Genomic DNA, 25,256 nt, shown 5'->3' with positions numbered 1-25,256 from the left:
CCTGCGCGATCTGGCACAACCGGACCACCGGCCGACCCATCACCCGCTCGCTGATCGCCTACGACCACTGACCGACTTCGGAACTACTCGTCTAGGCCTGTAGTCGGCGGGCCCGGGCCTCCAGGAAGCGCTGTTCGGCGAGGCTCGCGGTGGCCTTCGCGGCGCGGCGGTAGTGGTCGTGGGCGCCGGGGAGGTCGCCGGCCCGCTCCAGCAGGTGGGCCCGGACGGAGAGCAGCCGGTGGTGGCCGGCCATCCGGTGGTCCTGGTCCAGGGCGGCGAGCAGGGCGAGTCCGGCCCGCGGTCCGTCCAGTTCGGCCAGGGCGACGGCGCGGTTGAGGGTGACCACCGGGTTGGGGGCGATCCGCTCCAGGATCAGGTAGAGGGCGTGCACCTGCGCCCAGTCGGTCTCCTCGGCGGTGGCGGCGTCGGCATGGGTGGCGGCGATGGCGGCCTGGAGCTGGTACGGGCCGAGCCGGGGGCCGGCCAGGGCGGTCTTGGCCAGTGCGGTGCCCTCGTCGAGCAGCGGGCGCTCCCAGGTGGTGCGGTCCTGCTCGGCCAGCGGCACCAGGTCGCCGGCCGCGGTGGTCCGGGCCGCCCGGCGGGCGTGGGTGAGCAGCATCAGGGCGAGCAGTCCGGTCGCCTCGTCGTCCTCGGGCAGCTGGGCGTGCACCATCCGGGCCAGCCGGATCGCCTCGCGGGCGAGGTCGGCGCGGTGCAGTTCGCTGCCGGAGGAGGCGGTGTAGCCCTCGTTGAAGATCAGGTAGAGCACGTGCAGCACGACCCGCAGCCGCTCCTCGCGCTCGGCGCCCTCGGGGAGGGTGAAGGAGCTGCCGGCGGCCCGGATCCGCTGCTTGGCGCGGCTGATCCGGGCCGCCATGGTGGCCTCCGGGACGAGGAAGGCGTGGGCGATCTCGGCGGTGGTCAGGCCGCCGACCGCGCGCAGGGTGAGCGCGGTCTGCGAGGGGGCGGTGAGCGCCGGGTGGCAGCACAGGAAGAGCAGCAGCAGGGTGTCGTCGGTGTCCGGCACCTCCTCGGGCACCACCTCGGCGGCCGTGGTCGCGTGCTCGCGCTCGCGGCGGGCCCGGTCGCTGCGGATCCGGTCGACCAGCCGCCGGGAGGCGACCGTCACCAGCCAGCCGCGCGGGTTGTCCGGCACACCCTCGTCGGGCCACTGCACGGCCGCAGCGAGGACGGCCTCCTGCACGGCGTCCTCGCACCCCTCGAACCGCGCGTACCGCCGTACCAACGTGCCGAGGACCTGCGGCGTGAGGTCGCGCAGCAGGTCCTCGAAGTCCGGTGCTGTCATGCCTCCAAGTGTCCGTCGGAGAACATCACCTGGCGCACCTCGACGCCCAGCCCCTCGATCGCGGCGTCCGGGATCCGCGCGGCCAGCTCGACCGCCCGCTCCTTGCTGTCGCAGTCGACCAGGTAGAAGCCGCCGAGGAACTCCTTGGCCTCCAGGAACGGGCCGTCGGTCACCACCGGCCGGCCGTCCCGCACCGTGACCACGGCGGCCTGGGAGGGGTCGACCAGGGCCTGGGTGACGATCAGTTCGCCGGAGGACTTCAGCTCCTCGATGAACTTCCCGTGGCCGGCGCCGATCGCCGCCTTCTCCTCGTCGGTCAGCGCGTCCAGCACGGCCGGGTTGATGTGCAGGCTGATCAGGAACTTCATCGCGTACTCCTCGTCGTGGGCGGGCCCCGTCCGGGCCCCTCGGCCGTCGGTCGGAGCCGGGGCCGCCGTCTTGACGTCCCCGGCGGAGAAATCTGCCACGACTTCCCGGCCGGGGCCGTCAAGAAGCGCCCGCCCGCTCCGACCGGGCGGTGACACGTTTCCGAGGAGAGGAGCCACCGGGGATGAACGCCACCCGGGCCAGGCTGGGACTGGCCGTCCTGATGCTGCCGACCCTGCTGGTCGCGATGGACATGACGGCGCTGCTGCTCGCCCTGCCGAGGCTGAGCGCGGACCTGGGCGCCTCCGGCGTCCAGCAGCTGTGGATCAGCGACGGCTACGGGCTGATGGTGGCCGGGCTGGTCATCACCATGGGCACGCTGGGGGACCGGATCGGCCGTCGTCGCCTGCTGCTGATCGGCGCGGCGGCCTTCGCGGTGCTGTCGGTGGTCGCCGCCCTCGCGGTCGACCCGCTGATGCTGATCGTGGCCCGCGCCCTGCTGGGCGTCGCCGGGGCGACGCTGGCGCCGTCCACGCTCGCACTGATCACCAACATGTTCCGGGAGGAGCGGGAGCGCGGCCGGGCCGTCGCCGTCTGGGCGACCTGCCAGTTCGCGGGCGGCGCGCTGGGGCCGGTGATGGCCGGGTTGCTGCTCCAGCACTTCTGGTGGGGGTCGGTGTTCCTGGCCGCCGTCCCGGCGATGGCGGTGCTGCTGGCGGCCGGGCCGTTCCTGCTGCCGGAGTTCCGCGGCGAGGCGGCCGGGCGGCCGGACCCGGCCGGGGTCGGACTGTCGTTGGTGGCGGTGCTGCTGATGCTGTACGGGATCAAGCAGCTGCCGGCCGGGGACGCGCCGCTGGTACCGGTGGCCGCCCTGCTGGTGGGCGCGGGCGTCGGGCACCTCTTCGTCCGGCGGCAGCTGCGGCTGGAGCGGCCGCTGCTGGACCTGCGGCTGCTGTGCAGCCGCCCGTTCGCGGCCGTGCTGGTCTCGCTGGTGCTCGCCGGGGTCGCGATGGCCGGCACCGGGCTGCTGGTGACCCAGTACCTGCAGAGCGTGCTGGGCCACTCGCCGTTCGCCTCGGCCGTGCTGTTCGCGCCGATGGGCCTGGCGGTGGCGGCCGGCACCATGGCCGCGCCGCGGCTGGCCGGCCGGATCGGCCGGACCGCCGCGATCGCCGGCGGGCTGGCGCTCTCGGCGCTGGGTGCCCTGCTGCTGGTCGCCGTGGACGAGGACGCCGGCTCGCTGCCGCTGGTGATGACCGGCATCGCGGTGCTGGCGCTGGGCACCGGGCCGCTGTTCGCCCTGGGCACCGGGCTGGTGCTCGGCTCGGTGCCGCCGGAGCGGGCGGGTTCGGCGGCCGCGATGTCGGAGACCGGCAACTACTTCGGCGGCTCGCTCGGCTTCGCCCTGCTGGGGACCGTCGCCGCGGCGGTCTACCGCAGCCGTACGGGCGGTGGCTCCGACTCGCTGGCCGGCGCGGTCGAAGCGGCCCGGCAGCTGCCCGGCGGGCCGGGCGACGCGCTGCTGCGGGGCGCGCGTTCGGCGTTCACCGCCGGGCTGCACGTCGACGGGCTGATCGCGGCCGGGCTGTTCGCCGGGCTGGCGGTGCTGACCCTGGCGGTGCGGCCGGAGCGGTCGGTGCGGCCGGTGCGGCCGGTGCGGGCGGGGCGGTCGGAGCCGTCGGAGCGGTCCGCGGCGCCGAGGGAGGAGGAGTCGAGGGAGGAGGAGTCGAGGGAGGAGGAGGCGAGGGTTGAGGAGGCGAGGGTTGAGGAGGCGAGGGCTGAGGAGGCGCCCGCGTACAAAAAGGCTTGAACCTGACACCGGTGTCAGGTCCTACCTTGGGTGAGCCACGAACGTGGCAACCACTGACAGGGGGAACGACGATGAGCAGTGACCTGACCGGCAAGGTGGCCCTGGTGACCGGCGGTAGCCGGGGCATCGGCGCGGCGGTGGCCAAGCGGCTGGCGGCCGAGGGGGCGGCGGTGGCGCTGACCTACGTGCGGGCCGAGGAGCAGGCCCGGGCGGTCGTCGGCGAGATCGAGGCGGCGGGCGGCCGGGCGGTGGCGATCCGTGCCGACCTGGTCGAACCGGACGCCGCCGCGCGGGCGGTGGAGGAGACGGTCCGGCAACTGGGCGGGATCGACGTCCTGGTGAACAACGCGGGCTTCCTCACCTACGGCCCGCTCGCCGAGGTGACGGTCGAGGAACTCGACCGGGTGCTCGCCGTGGACATCCGCTCGGTGTTCCTGGCCGCCCAGGCCGCCGCCCGGCACATGGGTGAGGGCGGCCGGATCATCAGCATCGGCTCCTGCTTCAACGGGCGGGTCCCCGGTGCGGACTTCGTCCTCCAGGCGACCGCCAAGACCGCGCTCACCGGGCTGACCAGGGGCCTGGCCCGGGAGCTCGGCCCGCGCGGGATCACCGCCACCGTGGTGGACCCGGGCCCGATCGACACCGACATGAACCCGGCCGACGGCGGCTCCGCCGACTTCCAGCGCTCGCTCACCGCCCTGGACCGCTTCGGCGAGGCCGAGGACATCGCCGCCGCCGTGGCCTTCCTGGCCGGGCCCGGCGGGCGCTACGTCACCGGCACCGCCCTCGCGGTGGACGGCGGTTACACGGCCTGAGTGAACGGCCGGTGCGGGGGCCGGCGGTGGCGACCGCCGGCCCCCGGCGGCTGGTGATGATCATGAAGTCATCCTTGGTAGCGTCGGTGACGGTGCCGCTCAACTGCGATGCAGCGCCATCGACATGAGAGAACATCACATGGCCCCCAGGACCATCCGCCGAGCCGTCATCCCCGCCGCCGGACTCGGCTCCCGCCTGCTGCCGCTGACCAAGGCCACCCCGAAGGAGATGCTGCCGGTCGGTGACAAGCCGGTGATCGAGCACACCGTGCGCGAGCTGATCGAGAGCGGCATCACCGACATCACCATCGTCGTCAACGGCGACAAGGGCCTCATCCAGGAGCACTTCCGCCCCAACCCGGTGCTGGTCGACCAGCTGCGCCGGGACGGCAAGGCGGCGTTCGCGGACGCCGTCGAGGAGGTGGGGGAGCTGTCCCGCAAGGGGCACATCAGCTACCTGTACCAGCACGGCCCGTACGGCAACGGCACCCCGGTGCTCAACGCCGCCCGGCACTTCGGGGACGAGCCCTGCCTGGTGCTGTGGCCGGACGACGTGTTCGTCGCCGAGGTGCCCCGCGCGCAGCAGCTGATCCGGGCGTTCGAGCAGACCAACGCGCCGGTGCTGGCCCTGATGCCGATGGCCCCCGAGGACTCCTACCGCTACGGCGTGCCGGTGGTGAAGGAGGACCTCGGCGGCGGCTCGCTGCGGATCACCGGACTGGTCGAGAAGCCCAAGCCGGTCGACGCCCCCTCCGCGTACGCCGCCATCGGCGGGTACGTCATCACCCCCGGCATCGTCGACGAACTGCGCGAACTCACCCGCCGCTGGCACGAGAAGCCCGAGGACGAGGTCTACCTGACCGACGCCATCAACGCCTACGCGGCCCGCCGCGCCGTCTACGGACAGGTCATCGCCGGCACCTGGTACGACACCGGCAACCCGGCCGCCTACCTGCGCGCCCAGTTCGCCGCGGCGCTCGCCAACCCGGAGTTCGGCAGCGAACTGCGGCGGCTGGCGGCCGAGTTGGCGCCGGCGGAGTAGGACCTCAGCTCCGGTCGTGGTCCCCGGTGGCGCCGTCGGTGAGTTCGCGCAGGATGTCCAGGTGCCCGGCGTGCCGGGCGGTCTCGGTGGTCATGTGGATGAGCACCCAGCGCAGCGAGACCGTCCGGCCCGACCAGGAGGTGCCGGTGTCGTCCAGGCCGAGTTCCGCGATCACCTCGTCGGCGGCGGCCCGGGCGCGGGCGTAGAAGGCCAGCACGTCCGCCGTCGACTCGTGCGGCTCGATCCGCATGTCGGAGCTGTCGTCGGCGTCGACGTCGAACGGCAGCGGGCCGGTCTCCCGGCCGAAGGTCTCGCGGAACCAGCCGAGTTCGGCGCCGCCGAGGTGCTTGACCAGGCCGAGCAGGTTCGTCCCCGAAGGGGTCAGGGGCCGGCGCAACTGCTCGTCGTCCAGGCCCCGGACCTTCCACAGCACCGCGTCGCGGTGCCGGTCCAGGGCCGCGTGCAGGCTTTCCTTCTCTTCGCCGGTGAACGGCACGATCTTGACCATGCGCGGGACGCTAGCAGACCCCGCGGGAGCCGGTCAGGCCCGCAAGGAGACACCTGCAGTGCCAGTACCACGTAAGAACACCCTCGTCCCCCGGCCTCCTGGCCGGGGGCACCCTCCTGGTCTACCGCGAGTGACGGGCGCTCCGGCGGCACCCTCCCGGCGGGTCAGCCGGCCTGCGGCGTCCAGACGAGCGGATTGGCGAGCGTGACGCCGTGGCTCCGGAAGTCGAGGGTGACCCGGTCGCCGTCCAGCATGGTGTGCCCGCCGTGGAAGCTGCTCCGGTCGGCCCCGATGTACACGTAGTGCACGCGGCCGGGCCGGTGCAGCGCCTCGTGGGCGAACAGCCCCGCCGTGATGGTGTCGAGGTCGTAGTGGAGGGCGTCGGTGCCGGTGGTGAACGTGCCCTTCCAGACGAGGGCGCCGTCCCGCTCGATCGTCGTCTCACCGGTGACGTGACGGGGCGGCGGGCCAAGGTGCAGGGCGGGCGAGATGCCCGCGCTGCAGAGCTTCGCGTACGACAGGTGGCCGTTGTGCCGTCGGAACCGGCCGATGTCCGTCACGTCGTTGCCGAAGGTGTAGCCCACGTAGCGGGGCCGGCCGGTTTCCTCGTCACCCACGTAGACGAGGACGACCTCCGCCTCCTCGCAGACGGCGAGCGCCCCGCCGGGCACGTCCAGGGGCTCGCCCGGCAGCCGCAGCGCGTCGCCGAGGCCCTTGAAGAACCAGGCGGGCTGGTCCGGGGTGGTCTCGTCGACCTTCACGTTGTGGGTCATCATGAAGCCGCCGACCAGGGCGTCCCCCACCTGGCGCGGGAGGCACGGCACGCGCGTGCGCACCTGGTGCACTTCCCCGGCCGGCACGTCCACCGGTGTCCGGCCGGACGTCAGGGCACCGGCGTCCCCGCCGGACTCCCGGACGAGCACGGCCAGTCGCTCGTCGGACAGCGGGTACAGGCGCAGCGGGGCTCCGCTCGGGGCCGCGCCCAGGGCGAAGTACGACGCCCCCTGGTAGTCGCACTCGAAGAGCACCGTCATCGGGAATCGCCTCCTGGGAAGGACGGATGGGGTTACCGGTACCTATCGGCCGTCTGCGGCCCTGAGGGCGAGGCGGTCGATCTTGCCGTTGCCGGTGAGGGGGAACGCGTCCAGGCGCACGTAGCGCCGGGGGATCATGTAGGCGGGAAGAACGGCCGCCAGGTGGGTGCGCAGAGTGCGGGAGTCGGTCTCGCCACCGGTGTGGAAGCCGATCAGGTCGAGGCTGCCGACCGGGCCGGGGAGGGCCAGGACCACGGCGTCCGTGACCTTCTCGTGCCGTCGCAGCGCGCCTTCGATCTCGGCGAGCTCGACCCGGTGGCCGCGGATCTTGACCTGGGAGTCCAGCCGGCCGAGGTGGGTCAGGGTGCCGTCGTCGGCGCGGCGGACGAGGTCACCGGTGCGGTACCAGTCGGAGGGGACCGGCGGACGGCCGGTGACCGGGGCGAAGCCGACGGAGTCGTCGTCGGCGAGGAAGCGGCCGGCGTTGTCCTCCGCGGCGAGGTAGCCGTCGAAGCGCTGGGGGCCCCGGACGCAGAGTTCGCCCTCGTCGGCCTGGCGCCCGTCGGCGACGACGACGGACTCCAGGTGCGGGTAGACGTGGCCGATGGGGACGGTGCCGTTGGAGGTGGCGGGCCAGTCCTCGGTGCGGGCGGGCAGCCGGTAGGCGGAGACGTAGACGGTCAGTTCGGTGGGACCGTAGACGTTCTCCACGACGCCGTTCGGGGCGGCGGCGTGCCAGGCCCCGGCCTGTTCGACGGTGAGCTGCTCGCCGAGGAAGAGGCTCGTCCGCACCGACGGCATGGCGCCGGGGGCGAGTTCGCCCAGGCCGAGGGCGGTGGAGACGGCGGACGGCACTGACGTCCAGTGGGTGAGGGAGCGTTCGTTGACCCAGCGGACCGGATGCATCAGGTCCCGGGCGGAGGGGGCGACCAGGGTGGCGCCCGAGCCCCAGGCCACGAACAGGTCGAAGACCGAGACGTCGAACGCGAAGTCGAAGTTCTGCGTCATCCGGTCGCCGGGCCCCACCCCGTACCGGGCCAGGTTGTGGTTCACGAAGCTGAGGGCGTTGGCGTGCGACACGGGCACGCCCTTGGGCCGGCCGGTGCTGCCCGAGGTGAAGAGGACGTACGCCGTCGGCTGGGCCGCGGGGGCCCGGAACGGGGCTGCGTCCGCCGGGGTCCCGAGGGCGGGGATCTCCACGAGCCGCGGCAGTGTCTGCGACGGGCCGTCCGCGTCCGGTGCGAGGGCGGCGGCCGGCCCCCCGATGTCGTCGGTCAGGACCAGGGTCAGGTCGGCGGCCCCGGCGATCGCGCGGATGCGGTCGGCGGGGGCGGCGTTGCTGATCGGGACGATCGTGGCGCCCAGCCTCAGGACGGCGAGGTAGGCCACGTAGGTGCGGGCGCACTTCGTGCCGATCAGACCGATCCGGGGCGGTACCGGGCCGTGGTCGGCCGCGATGCCGCGGGCCAGGCGTTCCGCCTGGTCCGTCAGTTCGCGGTACGTCAGGGGGTCCTCGCCGGGGGTCTCCAGGGCGACGGCCTCGGGGTGGCGGGCGGCCGTCGCCTCGACCAGCCCGTACAGCCGGGTCGGTGCGGCGGACGGCGGCGGGGTGCTGCTGCTCATGCGGTCCCTTCCTGGGGGTGGGCGAGGGCGTCCGGGTTGACCAGGTACGGGGGGCGTTCCCCGCGCAGGATGCACGCGGTGTTCTCGACGGCGGCCGGTACCAGTGAGCGGTACATCTCCACGGTGTGGCCCACCACGTGGTCGGTGAGCAGCACGTTCGGGGCCTTGCGCAACGGGCTGTCCGCGGGGAGGGGTTCGACGTCGAAGGTGTCGATGGCGGCGCCGGCGATCCGGTTCCCGTGCAGGGCGTCGGCCAGGGCCGCCTCGTCGACGATGCCGCCGCGGGCGGTGTTGATGAGGACGGCGCTGTCGCGCATGCGGCGCAGTTCGGGTTCGCCGATCAGGCCGCGGGTCGCGGCGTTGAGCGGCAGGTGGATGCTGACGACGTCGGCTTCCGTCAGGACGCGGTCCAGGGAGCAGAAGTCCACCTCGGGCCAGTCCTCGGGCCGGGGGGTCCGGGTGTGGCAGAGGACGGGGCCCGTGCCCCAGGGCGCGAGGCGGGTGCACACCTCCCGGGCGATCCGACCGAAGCCGACGAGGCCCAGGGTGGCACCGCGCAGCGAGCGGCTGTCGAGCTCGGCGGGCCGGGGGCGGGGGCGCTGTTCGGCGACGGCGGCGAGGCGGTCGGCGAGCCGCAGCCGCAGGGCCAGGGCGAGCATGATGGTGGCCTCGGCCATGCTGCCGTGGTTCTCCGGGGTCGCCCCGTTGGCGATGACGATGCCGCGCCGGGTGGCGTCGGGGACGTCGATGGAGTTGAAGCCGCTGGAGGCGAACACAACTCCCTTCAACTCCGGGTGCCCGTCCATGAGTTCGGGACCGACGGGGGTGCGGGAGGTGAGCACGAGGGCGTCCAGCGGGCCGTCCGTGACGGCCCGCGGATCCGCCGCCCGGACCACCTGGTGGCCCAGGGCGGCGAGCCGCCCGGCGATCTCGTCGAGCAGCTCGTCGAGGACCCGGTCGGTGCCGACGAAGACCCGGTGGCCGGACGGCGGAACTATGGACGGCATCCGACTAGAACCCGGTCAGGTAGGGGAGCCGGGCGGCCGTCCCGCTCACCTGGTCGGCGTTCTTGAGGAGTTCGGCGAGCGTGTCCCAGGTGCCCTCCAGGAAGGAGTCCCGCAGCGACGCCTGGATCTGCACGGGGAACTCGCGGCCGGCGATCCGCAGGACGCCCTTGCCGAGGTCCACGTCGGCCACGGCGTCGGCGTCGGCCAGGCCGATGGCGCGGGCCTCCTCCGCGTGCTCGGGGGCGAGGGTCACGCAGGGCAGCCCGATGGTGCCGCAGTTGCCGCGGAAGATCTCTCCGAAGCTCTCCCCGACGACGGCGCGGATGCCCCAGCGGTGCAGGGCCTGCGCGGCGTGCTCGCGGGAGGAGCCGCAGCCGAAGTTCTTGGCGACCAGCAGGACGCTGCCGGCGGAGCGCTCCTGCTGGTCGAACGGGTGGGTGACGCCGCGGGCGTGCTCCTGCTTGCGGTCGTCCTCGAAGACGTGCTCGCCGAGCGCGTCGAAGGTCAGGTGCTTGAGGAACCGGGCCGGGATGATCCGGTCGGTGTCGATGTCGTTGCCGCTGAGCACGACCGTCGTGCCGGTGACGGTGCTGATCCGCGGATCGGTGGCGCTGGTCACTGCTGGGGCTCCTTAGGAGGAAGAGACGACGGTCGCGGGGCCGAACACGGTCGCCGGGTCGCAGACCGAACCGTTGACGGCGGCCGCGGCCACCGCCAGCGGGGACATGATCATCGTCCGGCCGGTGGGCGAACCCTGACGGCCCTTGAAGTTGCGGTTGGAGGAGGACGCCGCGAGCTCGCGGCCCACCAGCTTGTCCATGTTCATGGCCAGGCACATCGAGCAGCCCGCCAGCCGGAACTCGAAGCCGGCCTCCTCCAGCACCTTGTCCACGCCCAGGCGGAGGAGTTCCTCGCGCACGGCGTTGGAACCGGGCACGGCGAGCGCGCGCACGCCGGGCGAGACCCGGGCGCCGCTGCGCTTGAGCGCCTCGGACACCTCCAGGAAGTCGGAGACCCGGCCGTTGGTGCAGGACCCGATGAAGGCGACGTCGATGGGGTAGTCGCCGAGCTTGTCGCCGGGCTTCATGCCCATGTAGTCGTAGGCCTCGGCGTAGGAGTCGGCGACGTCCTGCGAGGCGCCCTCCAGGGAGGGCAGCAGCCCGTCCACCGGGACGGACTGGCCCGGGTTGATGCCCCAGGTCACCATGGGCCGGATGTCGGCCCCGTCCATCACCACGACGTCGTCGTAGCCGGCGTCCGGGTCGGAGGCGATGGAGCGCCACCAGGCCACGGCGCGGTCCCACGCCTCGCCGGTGGGGGCGGCGGGGCGGCCCTTGAGGTAGGCGAAGGTCGTGTCGTCGGGGTTGACGTAGCCGCAGCGGGCGCCGCCCTCGACGGCCATGTTGCAGACCGTCATCCGCTCGTCCATCGACATGTTCTCGATGACGGAGCCCGCGAACTCGTAGGCGTAGCCCACGCCGCCGACGACGCCGAGCTCGTGGATCACGTGCAGGATGACGTCCTTGGCCGTGACGCCGGGGGCGAGTTCGCCGTCGATCTGGATCCGGCGCACCTTGAGCCGGTTCATGGTCACGGTCTGGGTGGCCAGGACGTCGCGCACCTGGGAGGTGCCGATGCCGATTGCGACCGCGCCGAACGCGCCGTGGGTGGAGGTGTGCGAGTCGCCGCAGGCGATGGTCATGCCCGGCTGGGTGAGGCCCTGCTCCGGCCCGATGACGTGGACGATGCCGTAGTCGCCGCTGCTCGGGGAGAAGAAGCGCAGCCCGAAGTCCTCGGTGTTGGTCTCCAGTTGGGCCAGCATGTCCTCGCCCAGCTGGTCGAGGAGCGGGCGGGCGATGGTGTCCGTGGGGATGACGTGGTCGGCGGTGGCCACGTTGCACTCGGGCATGGCGATGCCGAGGCCGCGCTCCCGCAGCATGGCGAAGGCCTGCGGGCTGGTCGCCTCGTGCACCAGGTGGAGGCCGATGAAGAGCTGAACCCGGTCGTCGCCGTAGTCGCGCACGGTATGCAGGTCGAAGACCTTGTTGTACAGCGTTGAACCCATGAGCTTTTTCCTCGTCGGTCGTCTCGAAGAAATGAACGGTTACGCGGTGGGCCTGACGGGAGCGGCGGACCCGGCGGTCACGCCTCCGTCGACGGCCAGCGCCTGCCCGGTCACGTAGCTCGACGCCGGGCCGGCCAACCACAGGGCGGCCGCGGCCACTTCCTCCGGCAGGCCGATCCGGCCGAGGGGTGCGCGCCGGGCCCGTGCCGCGAGCTGTCCCTCGTCCGGGTACAGCTCGCGCAGCATGGCGGTGTCGGTGGACCCGGGGCAGACCGCGTTCACCCTGATCCCGTGCGGGGCCAGCTGGAGTGCCGCGGCCTTGGTGAGTCCGACGACGCCGTGCTTGGTCGCCGCATACATGGGACTGCCCGAGTGCCCGAGGAAGGAGGCCACCGAGCCCGTGGTGACGATCGCTCCGCCACCTGACCGGAGCATCGCCCGTGACTGGTGCTTCAAGCACAGCCACATGCCCATGAGATTGACGGACATGACGTCGACGGCATCCTTCTGGAGCGCTTCTGACAGGAGCCCACTTGGGCCGAACATACCAGCCGTGTTCACGGCCGCGTCCAGGCGTCCGAATTCCAAGACGGCCGTATCAACTGACGCCGCGACAGCTTCCTCATCAGTGACGTCACAGGTCACGGCGAGGCCACGGTCGCGCTCCAGGCCCGCCAGCTCCAGGCTCTCGCGCAGGGTGTGCTCCCGGCGTCCCGCGGCCACGACGAGGGCGCCCGCGCGGGCGAGCGCGGTCACCGTGGCACGGCCGATGCCGCTGCCGGCGCCGGTGACCATGACGACGGCGTCCTTGAGGTCGTTGCCGGGGGAGTGGGTCGGGTGACTGTTCATGAGATGTGGAGACCTCCGTTGACGTCGACGAGCGCACCGGTGGTGTATCCGGCTTCCTCGCCGCACAGATGGACGATGGCGGCGGCCGCCTCGCCGACGGTTCCGTAGCGCGCCATGGGGAGGCGGCCGCGCACCTCGGCCTGCCGCTCGGGCGGCATCTCCTCCCAGGCCGCGACGAGGCGCTCGGTGGCGATGGGGCCGTGCGCGACGGCGTTCACCGTCACGCCGTACGGGGCGAGTTCATAGGCGCACTGCTTGGTGTAGCCGAGGACGGCCGCCTTCGCGGCGACGTAGGCCGCGTTGCTGAAGATCGAGTAGGTGCGCCCGGCGATCGAGGCGAGGTTGACGATGCGGCCGCGGCCGCGCTGGCGCATGGCGGGGGCGCACAGCCGGGTCAGCGTGAAGCAGCCGAGGAGGTTGTTGCTGATCGCCGCGGTGAGGTCCGCCTCGCGGAGGTCCTCCAGGGGGATGCGGCGGGTGTCGCCGCCGACGCCGTTGACGAGGACGTCGGGGAGCGAGTCCGGGTCGGCTCCTTCGACGTACGCCGTGACGGCCTCGGTGTCGGTGACGTCCAGCAGGAGCGGGCGTGCCCCGGGCACGGTTCGCCGGGTGGCCTCCAGGGCGGCCGGATCCCGGTCGATCATGAGGACGTCGACGCCCTCTGCGGCGAGGCGCCGGGCGACCTCGGCGCCGATGCCGGAGGCGGCGCCGGTGACCCAGGCGCGGCGCGCCGGGAGCGGGCGGCTCGGGTCGGTGTTCACGGTCGTCCTTCCGGTGGGGTGTCCTGGGCGGTGGGTCGGGCGCGGTGCGGGGCGGCCGGCCGGGGCGCCGTCCACGGGCGCCGGAAGCCGGGGGTGCAGAGGTCCAGCAGGGCCCGGGTGGGGCGCAGTCCGATGCCGGGGCCGCCCAGGGCGGGGGCCCGGGAGGTGGCGCGGTCCACCCGGTAGGCGGGGGTGGTGAGCGGAGGGCGGTCGGCGAACCACTCGTCCTGCCGGCCGGCCTCCACGGCGACGGGCGCGCGCAGGGCCGTGCCGACGAGGCGGCCGGCGGCCCACAGCGGGCCGAGCTCGCCGACCTGGACGCCGAGTTGGAGGCCGAGGCCCGCGGCGCGCGCGGCGCGGGCGAGTGCCAGCAGCCGCAGGGGGCCGCCGCACTTGGAGACGCGCAGGTTGAGCAGGTCGGCCGCCCGGTGGGAGGTGCAGTCGGCGAGGTCGCGGGCCGAGGAGAAGGACTCGTCGAGCATCACCGAGAGCCCGGCCCGGCGCAGCCGGGCCAGCTCCTCCCACCGGCGCGGGGCGAGGGGTTCCTCCAGCCAGGAGAGTCCGGCGGCGAGCAGGCGCGGGGCGTGGGCGAGGACCTCCTCGACCTCCCAGGCGCAGTTGGCGTCCACCGACACGGTGGCACCGGGCAGCAGGGCGGCGACCTGCGCCACCAGGTCGGCCACCGGGGCCACGTCGGGACCGGCCTTGAGCTTGACGTGCGGGATCGCCCTCCGGGCGGCGTCGGACAGCGCGGCGAGGCGGGCCGGCGGCGCACCGCTCAGGTCCAGGACGGTCGCCACCGGCGCGGGGGCGGCTTCGGCGGCCAGCACGTCGTCGTACCCGGCCAGGTGCAGGGCCCGGAGGCCGTCCACCCCGTGCCTGCGGCAGACCAGGTCGAACAGGGCGGTCTCCAGGGCGGCCGCGGCCGCCGGGGCGGGCCGGCCGGGCTCCCCGAGGAGTTCCGGCAGTTCGAGCGCGGCCAGGCCGGCCAGCGACTCCGCCGGCGGGGCCGCGAGCAGCTCGACGACGGAGGGGGGCAGTTCCCGTCCGCGCAGCGCGGCGAGGACCGAGCGGACGGACTCGCCGGTGACGTACTCCCGCGGCGCCGCCTCGCCCCAGCCGGTCTCCCCGTCGTACTCCGCGGCGACCAGCACGGAAGCCGTTTCCCGGCGGGTCGTCCGGGCGTGCCGGAAGGGGCGTTCCATCGGGATCCGGGCCTCGTGCACGGTGAGGGTCAGCACGGGGAGCCCGCCCCTGCCGGGGGATGTCCGGCGATCACCGCTGGGCCCCGTTCCGGACCACCGCGGCCAGCCAGTCCCAGTACTGCTCCCGGACGTCGGTGAACTCGAGGTAGTGGGAGGCGACCGGGAAGTGCCGTGCCACGGCCTGCGGCGCGAGGTCGGCGAGCATCGCCTCGGAGGCCCGGAGGTCGATGATCGAGTCCTGGTCGGGGCAGGCCACCCAGACCTCGCGGTCCGCCCAGGGAGCGGGGCCCGCGCCCACGTACAGGTCCTCCGTCTCGACCATGGCGGCGCGGAAGGAGTCCGTCACCGACCGGACCATCAGGCCGTCGTTGGCCATCCACGCGAGGTACTCGGGCACGGTGGTGTACTGCTCGTCCTCCAGCTGCACGACCGAGGCGTCCGGGCCGATCCGGCTCAGCACGCGGCGGCGGGCGGCCTCGTCGAGGCGGGCGCGCTGCTGCCCCAGGGCCGGGGCGCACAGCACGACGCCCGAGCCGCGCGGGATCCGGCCGGAGGCGACCATGGCGGCGACCAGGCTGCCGCCGAAGCTCTGGCCCAGCACGGTGACCGGGCCCGGGGCCTCGGCGGCGAGGCCGGCCAGGACGGTGCCGTAGTCGTCGAGCACGGTGCGGGCGTCCGGCAGGTGGCCGCGCGGGCCGGTGCTGGCGCCGGACCCCCGGCGGTCGAGCGCCGTCAGCCGGACACCGCGCTCCAGCAGGGCGGGACCGGTCTCGAAGAGCCAGCCCGCGTGGCTCTGCAGGCCGTGGACGTAGAACAGGTCGGCGAGACCGGGCCGACCGTCGTCCCAGGTGTGCAGGGCGAGGGTCTCCCCGCCGGCCGGCACCCGGCTGACGACCGGGTCCGGGCGGGTGGTCGGCTCAGGCATCGGCGGCGGTTCCGGCCGGGGCCAGGTGGGGGACGTCGCCGCTCTCCCACCGGGTGATCAGCGACTCGGCGACGAGCTGGGAGAACTCCCGGCGGCCGGGGACCATCTGGCCCGAGGCGACGAACATGTCCCGGGCCTGGTCCCACCGCTCGCGCCAGTGCCCGGCGTCCGTGGTGGCCAGGGCGGGGTCGGCGGCGCTGCGGGTCACCACGGACGGGAACCACGGCCGGTCCGAGGGCTCGTGCGAGGGGTAGAAGCGGAAGTCGAAGCTCCAGCGCAGGCGTTCGGAGCGGTTGACGGTGGAGCCGTGCGGCGTGCGCTTGTGCAGCAGGACGAGATCGCCCTTCCTGACGGGCAGCGGCACGGCGGCGGCTTCCAGCTCCCGGACGACGTCGGGGCCCATCGGCCAGGGCAGCAGGTTCTCCTCGCGGTGCCGGCCGGGCACCACCAGCAGGCAGCCGAGTTCCGCGGGGACGTCCATCAGCGGGATCCAGCAGGTCACCAGGGTGGTGTCGTCGGACTGCGGGATCTGGGTCATCGCGTCCTGGTGCCACATGGTGGGCGCGTGCATGGTCTCGCCGCGTCGGGCGCCGAACCCGCCCGGGGTCTTCGTGGCGGGCAGCTTGAGCCGCACGTGCTGGTTGGGGCTCGCCGATATCTCCTCGCCGACCAGCCGCCCCACGACGTCGAGGACCCGGGCGTTGCGGAGCAGTCCGAGGACGCCCGGCCCGGTGTGCACCCGGCTGCCCGGCTGGAGCGAGGTGAACGGCATGTGCGGCAGGGTGATGTCGAGCTCGCTCAGCAGCGCGGTGTCGAAACCGGGGAGCGCGGCGAGGGCCACCAGGTGCTCGTCGAAGGGCCGGCCCACGAGCTCCTCGCCGCCGGTGAGGGCGCCCGAGCGGCGCCACTGCTCGGCGCGTTCGTCCAGCAGGCGCGCGTACTCCTGCCGGACCTCGGTGAAGTCGGCCTCGTCGAGCACGCCCGGGACGACGGCGTAGCCGTCGCGGTGGAAGTCGGCGGCGAGGGTGTCCAGATCGGTCATGTGCGGTCCTCTGCTCGGTCGGTGGGTCGCGCGTCGGTCGGGCGCGCGGGGAGGGCGGCCAGGAAGGTGTCGTCGGTGTGCAGCCAGCGGTGCTTGACCTGGGCCGCGGACGCACCCCGGGCGACGTGGCGCTCGGCGAGCGCGCGGAACGTGCCTGGCGGAACGGTGCGGCCGCTGACCGGGGCGAGCCGATCGGAGCCGCGCTTCTCGTCGTACTCGGAGTTGACCCGGCGGAGCGTGGCATCCACGCGGTCGCAGAACGCCTCGCTCGCCGGCCCCGGCCCGTCCGGCCACTCCATGACCAGGGTGTAGCCCGGCGGCCGGGCCCAGGACGGCACCAGGCAGTAGACGCTGGGCACGGAGGCGCTCCCGACGGCGGCCCGGATCGCCGCGTGCACGTCGGACTCGGTCAGCTTCTCCCCGGTGAACGAACTGACGGATCCGCCGCGGCCCTCGAACTCCAGCCGGGGCAGGCCGCCCACCCGCCCCACCACCCGGTAGATGTCGCCGGAGTCGTACCGGTACAGGCCGTTGGCCTGGCTCATGACCAGCCGGTAGGTGCCGCCGTTGACCAGGTCGTCGGGGCCGATCGTGGCCGCGTCGGGCGGGAGCGGCTCCCCCGGGTCCGCCGGCTCGCAGGGCACGAACTCGAAGAGGCCCTGGTCGACGGCGAGCGGACCGGCGGAGGAGTGGGTGTCCACCGGTATCGTGACGATGCCCTCGGTGCCCGTGGTGCTGAACGGGATGAGCGGGACGCCGGGGGCGAGGCGGTCGAGCCAGCCCCGGTAGTAGCGGGCGGAGGCCGAGTTCCAGCACACCTGGAGCGAGAGCCGGGGCCACAGGTCGACCAGGGTGACCCGCCCGCCGAAGGAGTGCGCGGCCTCCAGGCGGTACGCGGTCTCCCGGGCGGGGGCCAGGCCGGGGAAGGACGCGCCGCGCAGCGTGCCGTCGTGGAGGTCCTTGAGGAGCGTCTCCAGCTCCTCGTTGACGAGTTCGCCGAGGGCCGTGATCCGGGACGGGTTGACCGCCACGACCATGCGGACGTCGGAGCCGGCCAGCAGCCGCAGCTTGGCGTAGAGCGATAACCGGCCGGCGTCGTCGAGGAACCAGGGCTCCCCGTACCACGGCGGGTTCCAGTCGCGGGGGCCGACGGCGGACGGCCGCTTGGTGATGCTGTAGACGGGCACCGTGCCGTCCGGGCCCGGCAGGTGGTGGATGACCGACCGCTCCCACGACATGTCCAGGACGTTGCCGGGGCGGTAGTGCTCCAGGCCCAGGCGCTGGAAGTACAGGCCCCACTGGGCGTACAGGGCCGGCCCCCGGTACCGGTTGCGCCAGTGGCGGGTGGTCGGGATGTACTTCGGGTTGCCCGTGGTGCCGGACGTGGTGTGCAGGGCGTACGGGCGGCTCTCGGTGAGCACCTTCTGCTCGCCCGCCCTGATGCGCTCCACGTAGCCCCGGAAGGACTCGTAACCGCCGATCGGGACGGCCGACGCGAAGTCGGCGGCGGTGCGCACCCGGCCGAGCCGGTGGTCGCGCCCGAAGGCCGTGTCCCGGACCTGCCCCAGGATGTCGGCGAACACCCGACGGCTCACCGGGTGCGGTTCCCGGCAGTACCGGCGCTGGAGTTGATGGGCCGCCAGCATGCGCTGGACGAAGGCGTCCTCGCTCACCGCAGGGATCCGTCGGGATCGAGTTCGGCGTGCAGCCACGCCGACGTCCGGCCGCTCTGGTCCAGTCGCACGTCCGGCAGGGCGCGCTCCGCCGGGCGGGCCGTCCCGGCTCCGACGACGACGCAGCTCCCCAGGTAGGTCAGCCACTTGACCTGGACGTCCAGGGTCTCCCGGGCCACCCGGCCGAGCGGGGCGCCGAACCGCCGTTCCACCGCGCCCGCCAGGAGCCGGCGCATGACGGCGAGGGTGTCCCGCGCGGCCGCGCAGCGACTGCGCAGGTCCCCGTCGCGGGGCAGGGCGATGCGCTCGGGCGCCACCTCGGTGAGGTCGGCGTCGGCGTCGAACCGCCCGATGAGGTGGGCGAACTCCTCGTACCAGTCGACCTCGGTCGGATCGTTGCCGTTCAGCGTCAGCAGGGCCGGCGCGGCGTCCCCGTCCAGGGTGGCGACGAGGTGCCGGGCCCAGGCGGCGGCCGAGCAGTAGCCGAGGACGGCCGTCGGGCCGGTGGTGTCGCGCGCCACCAGGGCGTGGCCCCGGCGCCGGCACTCCTCGATCTCCTCGGCGTCCAGGCTCTGCGGAACCGGGAGTTCCACCAGGTCGGCGCCGGGGAGGCTGTCGCGGACGACGGACGCCAGCGCCGGTTCGGCCCGGGCACCGGGGTAGTCCACGGAGAAGACGGTCAGGGTGGGCGCGGGGTCCCCGGCCGCCTCCCGGGCGACGGCCAGCAGCTCCGTCACCGGGCCGTCGCCGCCGTGGACGACGCGGTCGGTGGCGGCCCGCAGGGCGCGCAGCAGCCGGGCCGCGTCGTGCGCGCCCACCAGCGCGAGGCTGTAGTCCAGTTCGAGGGCGAGGCCGTCGGCGCCGTCGTCCTCCAGGTGGATGTTGCAGTGCCGCTTGATGGAGCCGCTGCCCAGCGGGTGGGGCCGCCAGGTGCCGTCACGCAGCCCCGGCGGGTCGATCGGTGCCTCGGCGGCCTGGAAGAGGATGTTGGCGTACGGGGCGAGGGTGCGGGCCGCGTCGTAGGCGCCCATCCGGTCGAGGACGACCTCGACGGGCAGCTGGGAGCGGGCCAGGCTCTCGACCACGTCGTCGTGGACCTGCCGCACGTAGTCGTCGACGGAGCCCGGGGAGCGGAAGTCGCCGACGAAGAAGATCTGGTTGGTGAAGAGGCCCGCGGTGTTGCGGTGCTCGGCGCGGTTGCGGTTGGCGACGCCGCTCATCACCACGACCTCGTCCTCGCCGGACAGCACCTGGGCGGCGGTCAGGAGGGCGGACAGCAGCAGGCTGTACGTGGTGACGCCCAGCGCACGGGCCCGCTCGCGCAGGGCGGTCGCCTCGCCGGGGCCGTCCCAGAGCAGGCGGGAGGTGCCGGCCCGCTGGCCGCCGGCGGCGCCGCTGCGCCGGGCGATGGTGAAGTCGGGCGAGAGCCGGGCGAACTTCTCCTGCCAGTAGGCGATGTCGTCGGCGTAGGCCCCGGAGTGGGCCGCGGCCTCCAGGGCGGCCGCGTACCGGCTGAACGGGGTCGCCGGGGCGAGCTCGTGGCCGGCGTCCGCGTAGAGGGCGAGGAAGTCGCCGACGAGCAGGTCGGTGGTCCAGCCGTCGGCCGCGATGTGGTGGACACCGAGGTACAGGACGGCGCCGCCGTCGCTCAGCGGGACGCAGCCGCCGCGGACCGGCGGTTCCTCCGCCAGGCGGAAGGCGGGTTCGAGTGCGGTGCGGACCAGGGCCGTTGCGGCCTCGGCGTCCACCGCCTCGGGGTGGCGGACGAACGCGACCCGCTCCGGCCAGTCCGCGACCTCCTCCAGGAGGAGCGCGTCGGCGGTGGGGACGTAACGGTTGCGGAGGGACTCGTGGCGTGCGACGAGGGCCCGGAAGGCGGCCTCGGCGCGGTCCGCGTCGAAGTCGCGGGCGCAGCGCAGGGCGCGGCCCATGTTCAGGAAGGCGGCCGAACCCTCGCCCTGGGCGTGGCGCCAGTGGCGCCGCTGCGAGGCCGTCGCGGCCACGGCACCCTCGGACGGCACCCCCGCCGGCGCCGTGGCGGCGGGGGCGGCGGCCTGCCGGATGAGCTCGTCCAGGGGCTTCGGGCCGAGCAGTCGGGCCACGGGCACGACCAGGCCGAGTTCCTCCTCGATGCGCATGATCGCGGCGTAGGCGTCCAGCGAGCTGCCGCCGTTCTGCGCCCACGAGCGCGCGGTGCTCAGGCCCGCCGGGTCGCCGCCGGCCTTGCGGGTCAGCGACTCGAGCAGGACGGTCTGCATGGCGTGCTGTTGTGCCTGGGCGTTCATAGGCTCCTGCCAGGTGAGGGCGTGGGGCGCGGCGCGGGGGCCGCGGATGGTTCGGCGTCGAGCCGCGCGCTCATCTCGGCGGTCCAGTCGCGGTGGCCGACGCCGTCCTCGGCGAAGAGTTCGCCGACGCGGGCCAGGAACCCGGCGGTGGCGTGACGCAGGTCGTCCTCCTGCGGGCAGTCGAGGACGACGTTGCAGGCGATCGCGTCGGTGTCGGTCCGCGCGGCGCCCGCGCGGGCGACCTCGTCGACGGCCGCGACCCCCGGGGTGCGCAGCGCGCGGGGGGAGACCTGCGAGCGGACCGGGCCGTCGGTGTCGGCGAACGGCACGAACAGGCCGGCGACATGGCGCTCGCCCGTGTTGTCGGGCAGCGGCTGGGGCGGCAGTCCGGCGGTGATCAGCAGGGCTTGGCGCACCAGGTCGAAGCCGGAGCGGCGGTTGAGCACCCGGCTCAGGTGCCCGCCCACCCGGCAGTTGATCTCGATGATCTCCGGGCCGTCGGCGCCGAGTTTGACCTCGGTGTGGGTGATGCCGTCGTCCATGGCCAGTGCCCGGTGTGCGCCGAGGACGAGTTCCTCGACCTCGGTGCGCAGGCGCAGCGGCAGTCCGCTGGGGAGGATGTCGCCGGTCGTGGCCATCCGGCCGCCCTGCCGGGTCTGCGAACTCCGCTCGTGGACGGGGAACTTGTCGAAGACGGTGATCACGTCGTGGCTGCCGCCGATGCTCTGCACCTCCACCGAGACGTAGTCGGCCCGCCAGGCTCCCGGCGGGCGGTCGGCCGTCGGGATGAACTGTTCGGCGTAGAGGGTGCCGCTCGTCCAGCGCCAGGATTCCGTGAGTGCGGCGGCCTGTGCGGCGTCCCGGACGATCGTGACGTCGGTGCCGCCGGCACCGCGCCGCGGCTTGACGACGAACGGGTACCCGAGGAGGCGGGCCGCCTCCGCCAGGTCCTGCGCGCTGTCCACGGGGAGTGCGGCGATGCGGGAGAACCCGGCCCCGCCGACGACCGTGCGCTGCCGGTACTTGTCCGCCGGGGTCGCGTCCCGGTGCCGTACGCCCAGGTGGGCGCCGAGTGCCGCGGCCAGTTCGAGCTCCGCGTCGGCGAAGGTCACCACCCCGGCCAGCGGCGGGCCCGGGTCCGTCAGGCGCTCCTCGTCGATCTCCAGGGGCGCACCGAACAACCGGTTGATCAGGAGGGGGAGGGCGGGCTGCCGTTGGCCGGCACCGGACCGCAGGAGCGGAACGATCTCGATGTCGCCGGCCGCCGCGACGAGCACGTCGCGGGCGGAGGCGGCGCCCCGGGGCGAGAACAGCACCCCTACCCGGGGTTTCACTGCGCCGTCGCCTTCTGTGCCGCCTTCTCCGCCGTCGCCTTCCGCGCCGCGTCCAGCAGTGCGGCCAGCGTCCCGTCCAGGAACAGGACGTCGGCCGGGATCTCCACGTCCAGGTCGGTCTCGACCTGCTGGAGCAGCTCGATGGCCAGCAGCGAGTGTCCGCCCAGTTCGAAGAACCCGTCCTCCGGTAGCGCCTCCTCGACCCCGAGGACAGCACACCAGAGGGCGCGGACGACGGAATCGGTCGACTGCTCTGACGTCATGAGTGCTCCTCAGGAAAGACGCTCGTCCCACGGGTGAGCGGCTGGTTTTTGATGATCTTTCGTCAACCTAGAGACCTTGTCCGCATAGCGCAACAGTCATTTCAGATAATGAGAGAGCGACAACTGCGTGCCCTGGTAGAACCGTTCGCGTCTGTAGGATGAGCGCCCCCTCCTCGAACGACGGGTGAACCCTCCGTGCTCGACGCATCCCTCCTGTTCGACGCAGGCGCTGAGACATTCGACCGCGCCAGGGCCAGGCTCGTACCGGATCTGACGCCCTTTTACGAGGCCGCCGTGGACATCGCCGTCGAAGCCGCCCGGGACTCCGACGGGGACTCCGCCGTGCGCATCCTCGACCTGGGCGCCGGCACCGGCCTGATGACCGCCGAACTCGCCTCCGTCCTCCCCGACGCCTCCTACACGCTCCTGGACTCCTCGCCCGGAATGCTCGCGATCGCCCGCCGTGAACTCGCGCTGTACGCCGTCCGTCACGAGGTCATCGAGGCGGACATGCGGGCGCCCCTCCCGGACGGCCCGTTCGACATCGTGGTCTCCGCCCTCGCCATCCACCACCTGCCGCACGAGGACCAGCGCGCCCTGTACCCGCGCATCCGCGAGGTGCTGGCCGCCGGCGGCGTCTTCGTCCACGCCGAGCAGGTCGCCGGTCCCACCGCCCGCCTCGACGCCCTCTACGACGAGATGTGGTCGCGCGACGTGGCCCGCCGGAACGCGAGCGCCCGGGAACTGGCCGAAGCCAGGGAACGCATGGCGTACGACCGGTCGGTGCCGGTCCGCACCCATCTGGAGTGGCTGGCGGAAGCGGGGTTCCGGGAGGCGGACTGCTTCTACAAGCGGTACCGGTTCGCGGTCCTGGGGGCCTGGGTCTGAGGCACGGACCGCAGGAGGCGGGCCCGTACGCCCCCCCCTGCGGACCACGTCACCGTGGCGTCTTGCATGGCGAGATGGACGGTGGTGCGGTGCGCATGACAGTTGGTAGCCTCCGCTCCATGCAGCTGATCATCGAGACCCTCAGTGAGGTGCCCGACGAACTTCGGCACGGTGAATGGCAGTTCGGCGCACCGGCGCTCGCACCCGGCCGGCTGCTCGCCGCCGCGGACGACGCCCGGTGGACCACCGGATGGACGGTGGCGAGGTCGCAGGGCCGCGTCCTCGGCGTGCTGAGCAGTCGGAGCCCGCGCAGCCCGCAGTCGGCCAACGGCCCCCACGACCTCGGCGAGCGGGCCGACCTGCTCGGCGGCGTCCTCCCCGACGACCCCCGGCGATGGGTGTTCGTCGGCAGCAGCGGCGAGCTCGCCGCCGGGGTCCTCACCTCCCGTCAACTGCCCCCGGCCGAGGCGGCCGAGGTGCGGTCCGCCCTGGTGGCCGAGGCCTTCGGCCGGGCGGAGGCGGCGGGGAACTACCCGGTCGCCCTGTACGTCCGCGACCCCGAGGTCGACTCCTTCGCCTCGGGCCTGGCCGGCCGGGCCACCGTGCGCCCGCTCGACACCACCGCCGAACTGCCCGTCACCGGTGGCGACGAGGAGGAGCACACCGCTGCGCTGACCTCCAGTCAGCGCGCCTCCTGCCGTCGCGACCGCCGGAAGTTCTCCGCACTGGGCCACCGCACGGACTGCGTCCCCGCCGAGGACGTCATCGCCGAGGCCGCCCCGCTGGTCTGCGCCGTCAAACGCAAGTACGGGGTGCCCGACCACCCGCGACTGTGCGAGTACCGGCTGCGGCAGTGGGTCCGGACCCTGGGTCCGGAAGCCTGCCGGGCGTCGACCGTCCGCAGCACCGACGGGGAGCTGCTCGTCGCGTCCTTCTTCGCCAGGCAGGACACCGTCCTGGAGAGTTACGAGATCGGGCTGGTCGACGAGATGCCCGGCCGCGACCACAGCTACCTCCAGGCCATGATCCACGGCCCGGTCCGCTACGCCCTCCGGCACGGCTTCCGCAGCATCGACCTCGGCCTGGGCTCCAGCGCCGTCAAACAGCTCCGGGGTGCCGTCATCGGCACGGCCTGGGCCGTCAGCCCCGCCTGAGCGGAACGGAAATCATGCAGACCCTGCGCCGCAAGGCGATGTTCGACGTCCCCGGGTTCCCGTTCTACCTGCTCTCCCGAGCGCTGAACATGTTCGGCGCCACCATGGCGCCGGTGGCCCTGGCCTTCGCCGTGCTGCACGCCACCGGCTCGGCGTCCTCCCTCGGCCTGGTGCTCGCCGCGCAGACCGCTCCGCAGGTGCTGTTCCTGCTGGTGGGCGGAGCGGTCGGGGACCGCGCACGCAGGACGGTCATGATCGCGACCAATCTCGTCATGGCCGGCAGCCAGGCCTGCACGGCCCTCCTGCTGGTCCTCGGCCACCCGGACCTGGTCCCCCTGATGGCCCTCCAGGCCGTCTGGGGCACGGCGCGCGCCTTCTTCACCCCGGCCAACACCGGCGTCGTCCCTGACCTCGTACCGGTCGACCGCATCCACGACGCGAACGTGCTGATCACCCTGAGCCGCAGCGTCACCGCCATCTGCGGACCGGCGGCCGCCGGCAGCCTGCTCCTGCTCTGGAACCCGGGCTACATCGTGCTCGGCGACGCCGTGTTCTTCCTGGTCAGCGCCGCCCTGCTGGCCCGCCTCCCGCTCAGGCCGCCGGTCGCCGCGGCGAAGGAGAGCCTGCGCGAGTCCCTGGTCGCGGGGTGGCGGGAGTTCGCCGGACGCAACTGGGTCTGGTCCATGGTGAGCAGCTTCGGCTTCTACCAGGGCGTCGTCCGCCCGGCCGTCTACGTCGTCGGCCCGGTCCTGGCCGTCGGCGAGGACGGCATGGGCGCGACCGCCTGGGGCCTGGTCATCGCCGCCCAGGGGATCGGCGCCCTGCTCGGCAGCGTGCTGCTGTTCTGGTGGCGCCCCGCCCGCCCCCTGCTCGCCTCCAACCTCCTCGTCGGCCTGGACTCCCTCTTCCTGCTGGCCCTCACCATGGCCGCCGGGGTGGGACCGGTCGCGGCCGTCGCCCTGCTGGGCGCGGCCGGCGTGACCATGAGCGACGCCCTCTGGCACAGCACCCTCCAGCGCGAAGTCCCCGCCGAGGTGATGTCCCGGGTCAGCTCCTACGACTGGATCGGCTCCCTCGCGCTCAACCCCCTGGGCATGGCGGTCACCGGCCTGCTCGTCCCGGTCGTCGGCCCGACCGCCGTCCTGGTCACCGCCGCGGTGGCCAACCTCGTCGTCCGCGGCCTCCTCGTGCTCGCACCCGACGTCCGCCGGATGGGCGACGGCACCCTCCCGAAGACGACCGGCGACGAGGCCGACACCGACCGAGCCCCCCAGCAAGCCTGACCCCCGGCCGCCCGCCTT

At 73.6% G+C, this 25,256-nt stretch carries 23 protein-coding genes; 6 read left to right on the top strand and 17 right to left on the bottom strand.

Annotated elements, in window-relative coordinates:
• Positions 1–91: 91 nt before the first annotated feature.
• Together ACZ47G_RS28180 and ACZ47G_RS28175 are read right to left on the bottom strand one after the other, a co-directional pair.
• A complete protein-coding gene (locus ACZ47G_RS28180) occupies positions 92–1,306 on the bottom strand; it encodes an RNA polymerase sigma factor (protein ID WP_465747309.1) in 1,215 nt (404 codons plus the stop codon).
• The gene (locus ACZ47G_RS28175; protein WP_465747307.1) at positions 1,303–1,773 is read right to left on the bottom strand and encodes a YciI family protein; all 471 of its coding nucleotides are present in this window, start codon (positions 1,771–1,773) and stop codon (positions 1,303–1,305) included. The genes ACZ47G_RS28180 and ACZ47G_RS28175 overlap by 4 nt, the downstream gene beginning before the upstream one ends.
• An 83-nt stretch (positions 1,774–1,856) precedes the next feature.
• On the opposite strand from ACZ47G_RS28175, the gene ACZ47G_RS28170 reads away from it, so the two are divergent.
• The 3 genes from ACZ47G_RS28170 (at position 1,857) to ACZ47G_RS28160 (ending at position 5,339) form a co-directional block, all read left to right on the top strand.
• Complete coding sequence (locus ACZ47G_RS28170; RefSeq protein WP_465747305.1) at positions 1,857–3,482, top strand: MFS transporter; 1,626 nt, start codon at positions 1,857–1,859, stop codon at positions 3,480–3,482.
• 71 nt (positions 3,483–3,553) lie between these two features.
• Positions 3,554–4,297 (top strand): 3-oxoacyl-ACP reductase family protein, encoded by a 744-nt coding sequence (locus ACZ47G_RS28165; protein WP_380457135.1) that lies wholly within the window; start codon positions 3,554–3,556, stop codon positions 4,295–4,297.
• Positions 4,298–4,436: 139 nt separating this feature from the next.
• Entirely contained in the window at positions 4,437–5,339 is a 903-nt protein-coding gene (locus ACZ47G_RS28160; RefSeq protein ID WP_380457158.1) for a UTP--glucose-1-phosphate uridylyltransferase, read from the top strand.
• Positions 5,340–5,343: 4 nt separating this feature from the next.
• Here the strand turns inward: ACZ47G_RS28160 and ACZ47G_RS28155 are convergent, their stop codons facing one another.
• The 15 genes from ACZ47G_RS28155 to ACZ47G_RS28085 form a co-directional block, all read right to left on the bottom strand.
• Positions 5,344–5,847, bottom strand: coding sequence for a DinB family protein (locus ACZ47G_RS28155; RefSeq protein ID WP_465747302.1), 504 nt, complete (start codon positions 5,845–5,847; stop codon positions 5,344–5,346).
• A 164-nt stretch (positions 5,848–6,011) separates the two neighbouring features.
• The gene (locus ACZ47G_RS28150; protein WP_465747300.1) at positions 6,012–6,881 is read right to left on the bottom strand and encodes an FAH family protein; all 870 of its coding nucleotides are present in this window, start codon (positions 6,879–6,881) and stop codon (positions 6,012–6,014) included.
• Between the two features lie 42 nt (positions 6,882–6,923).
• Positions 6,924–8,504, bottom strand: a complete 1,581-nt coding sequence (locus ACZ47G_RS28145) for an amino acid adenylation domain-containing protein (protein WP_465747298.1) — start codon at positions 8,502–8,504, stop codon at positions 6,924–6,926.
• Positions 8,501–9,511 carry an NAD(P)-dependent oxidoreductase gene (locus tag ACZ47G_RS28140; protein WP_380457128.1) on the bottom strand — a complete coding sequence of 337 codons (1,011 nt, stop codon included), beginning with the start codon at positions 9,509–9,511 and terminating at the stop codon, positions 8,501–8,503. Before ACZ47G_RS28140 ends, ACZ47G_RS28145 begins: the two co-directional genes overlap by 4 nt.
• A 4-nt stretch (positions 9,512–9,515) precedes the next feature.
• On the bottom strand, positions 9,516–10,130 hold the full coding sequence (locus tag ACZ47G_RS28135) for a 3-isopropylmalate dehydratase small subunit (protein WP_380457126.1): 615 nt from the start codon (positions 10,128–10,130) through the stop codon (positions 9,516–9,518).
• Between the two features lie 12 nt (positions 10,131–10,142).
• A complete protein-coding gene (locus ACZ47G_RS28130) occupies positions 10,143–11,576 on the bottom strand; it encodes a 3-isopropylmalate dehydratase large subunit (protein ID WP_465747295.1) in 1,434 nt (477 codons plus the stop codon).
• Between the two features lie 39 nt (positions 11,577–11,615).
• Entirely contained in the window at positions 11,616–12,371 is a 756-nt protein-coding gene (locus tag ACZ47G_RS28125) for an SDR family NAD(P)-dependent oxidoreductase (protein WP_380457122.1), read from the bottom strand.
• A 50-nt stretch (positions 12,372–12,421) separates the two neighbouring features.
• Positions 12,422–13,186, bottom strand: a complete 765-nt coding sequence (locus tag ACZ47G_RS28120) for an SDR family NAD(P)-dependent oxidoreductase (protein ID WP_465747292.1) — start codon at positions 13,184–13,186, stop codon at positions 12,422–12,424.
• The gene (locus tag ACZ47G_RS28115; RefSeq protein WP_465747290.1) at positions 13,183–14,427 is read right to left on the bottom strand and encodes an enolase C-terminal domain-like protein; all 1,245 of its coding nucleotides are present in this window, start codon (positions 14,425–14,427) and stop codon (positions 13,183–13,185) included. The genes ACZ47G_RS28120 and ACZ47G_RS28115 overlap by 4 nt, the downstream gene beginning before the upstream one ends.
• Positions 14,428–14,461: 34 nt before the next feature.
• A complete protein-coding gene (locus tag ACZ47G_RS28110) occupies positions 14,462–15,316 on the bottom strand; it encodes an alpha/beta hydrolase (RefSeq protein WP_465747288.1) in 855 nt (284 codons plus the stop codon).
• Positions 15,309–16,358: a phytanoyl-CoA dioxygenase family protein gene (locus ACZ47G_RS28105; RefSeq protein WP_380457114.1), complete on the bottom strand. Its 1,050-nt coding sequence runs from the start codon at positions 16,356–16,358 to the stop codon at positions 15,309–15,311. The genes ACZ47G_RS28110 and ACZ47G_RS28105 overlap by 8 nt, the downstream gene beginning before the upstream one ends.
• Positions 16,355–18,031 (bottom strand): GH3 auxin-responsive promoter family protein, encoded by a 1,677-nt coding sequence (locus ACZ47G_RS28100; RefSeq protein ID WP_465747286.1) that lies wholly within the window; start codon positions 18,029–18,031, stop codon positions 16,355–16,357. Before ACZ47G_RS28100 ends, ACZ47G_RS28105 begins: the two co-directional genes overlap by 4 nt.
• A complete protein-coding gene (locus ACZ47G_RS28095) occupies positions 18,028–20,316 on the bottom strand; it encodes a condensation domain-containing protein (RefSeq protein ID WP_465747284.1) in 2,289 nt (762 codons plus the stop codon). The genes ACZ47G_RS28100 and ACZ47G_RS28095 overlap by 4 nt, the downstream gene beginning before the upstream one ends.
• Positions 20,313–21,650, bottom strand: a complete 1,338-nt coding sequence (locus tag ACZ47G_RS28090) for an ATP-grasp domain-containing protein (protein ID WP_465747282.1) — start codon at positions 21,648–21,650, stop codon at positions 20,313–20,315. Before ACZ47G_RS28090 ends, ACZ47G_RS28095 begins: the two co-directional genes overlap by 4 nt.
• Entirely contained in the window at positions 21,647–21,913 is a 267-nt protein-coding gene (locus tag ACZ47G_RS28085) for a phosphopantetheine-binding protein (RefSeq protein WP_380457106.1), read from the bottom strand. Before ACZ47G_RS28085 ends, ACZ47G_RS28090 begins: the two co-directional genes overlap by 4 nt.
• A gap of 294 nt (positions 21,914–22,207) precedes the next feature.
• On the opposite strand from ACZ47G_RS28085, the gene ACZ47G_RS28080 reads away from it, so the two are divergent.
• From ACZ47G_RS28080 to ACZ47G_RS28070, 3 genes are all read left to right on the top strand, one after another.
• Positions 22,208–22,801, top strand: coding sequence for a class I SAM-dependent methyltransferase (locus ACZ47G_RS28080; protein ID WP_465747280.1), 594 nt, complete (start codon positions 22,208–22,210; stop codon positions 22,799–22,801).
• Between the two features lie 119 nt (positions 22,802–22,920).
• Positions 22,921–23,955: a GNAT family N-acetyltransferase gene (locus tag ACZ47G_RS28075; RefSeq protein WP_465747278.1), complete on the top strand. Its 1,035-nt coding sequence runs from the start codon at positions 22,921–22,923 to the stop codon at positions 23,953–23,955.
• A gap of 14 nt (positions 23,956–23,969) precedes the next feature.
• Positions 23,970–25,238 (top strand): MFS transporter, encoded by a 1,269-nt coding sequence (locus ACZ47G_RS28070; protein ID WP_465747276.1) that lies wholly within the window; start codon positions 23,970–23,972, stop codon positions 25,236–25,238.
• The last annotated feature ends 18 nt before the right edge of the window (positions 25,239–25,256 follow it).

Source organism: Kitasatospora sp. NPDC030952, assembly GCF_055571335.1.
Note: the sequence above shows the minus strand (reverse complement) of the source record. Positions and strands in the feature narration are given on the sequence as shown.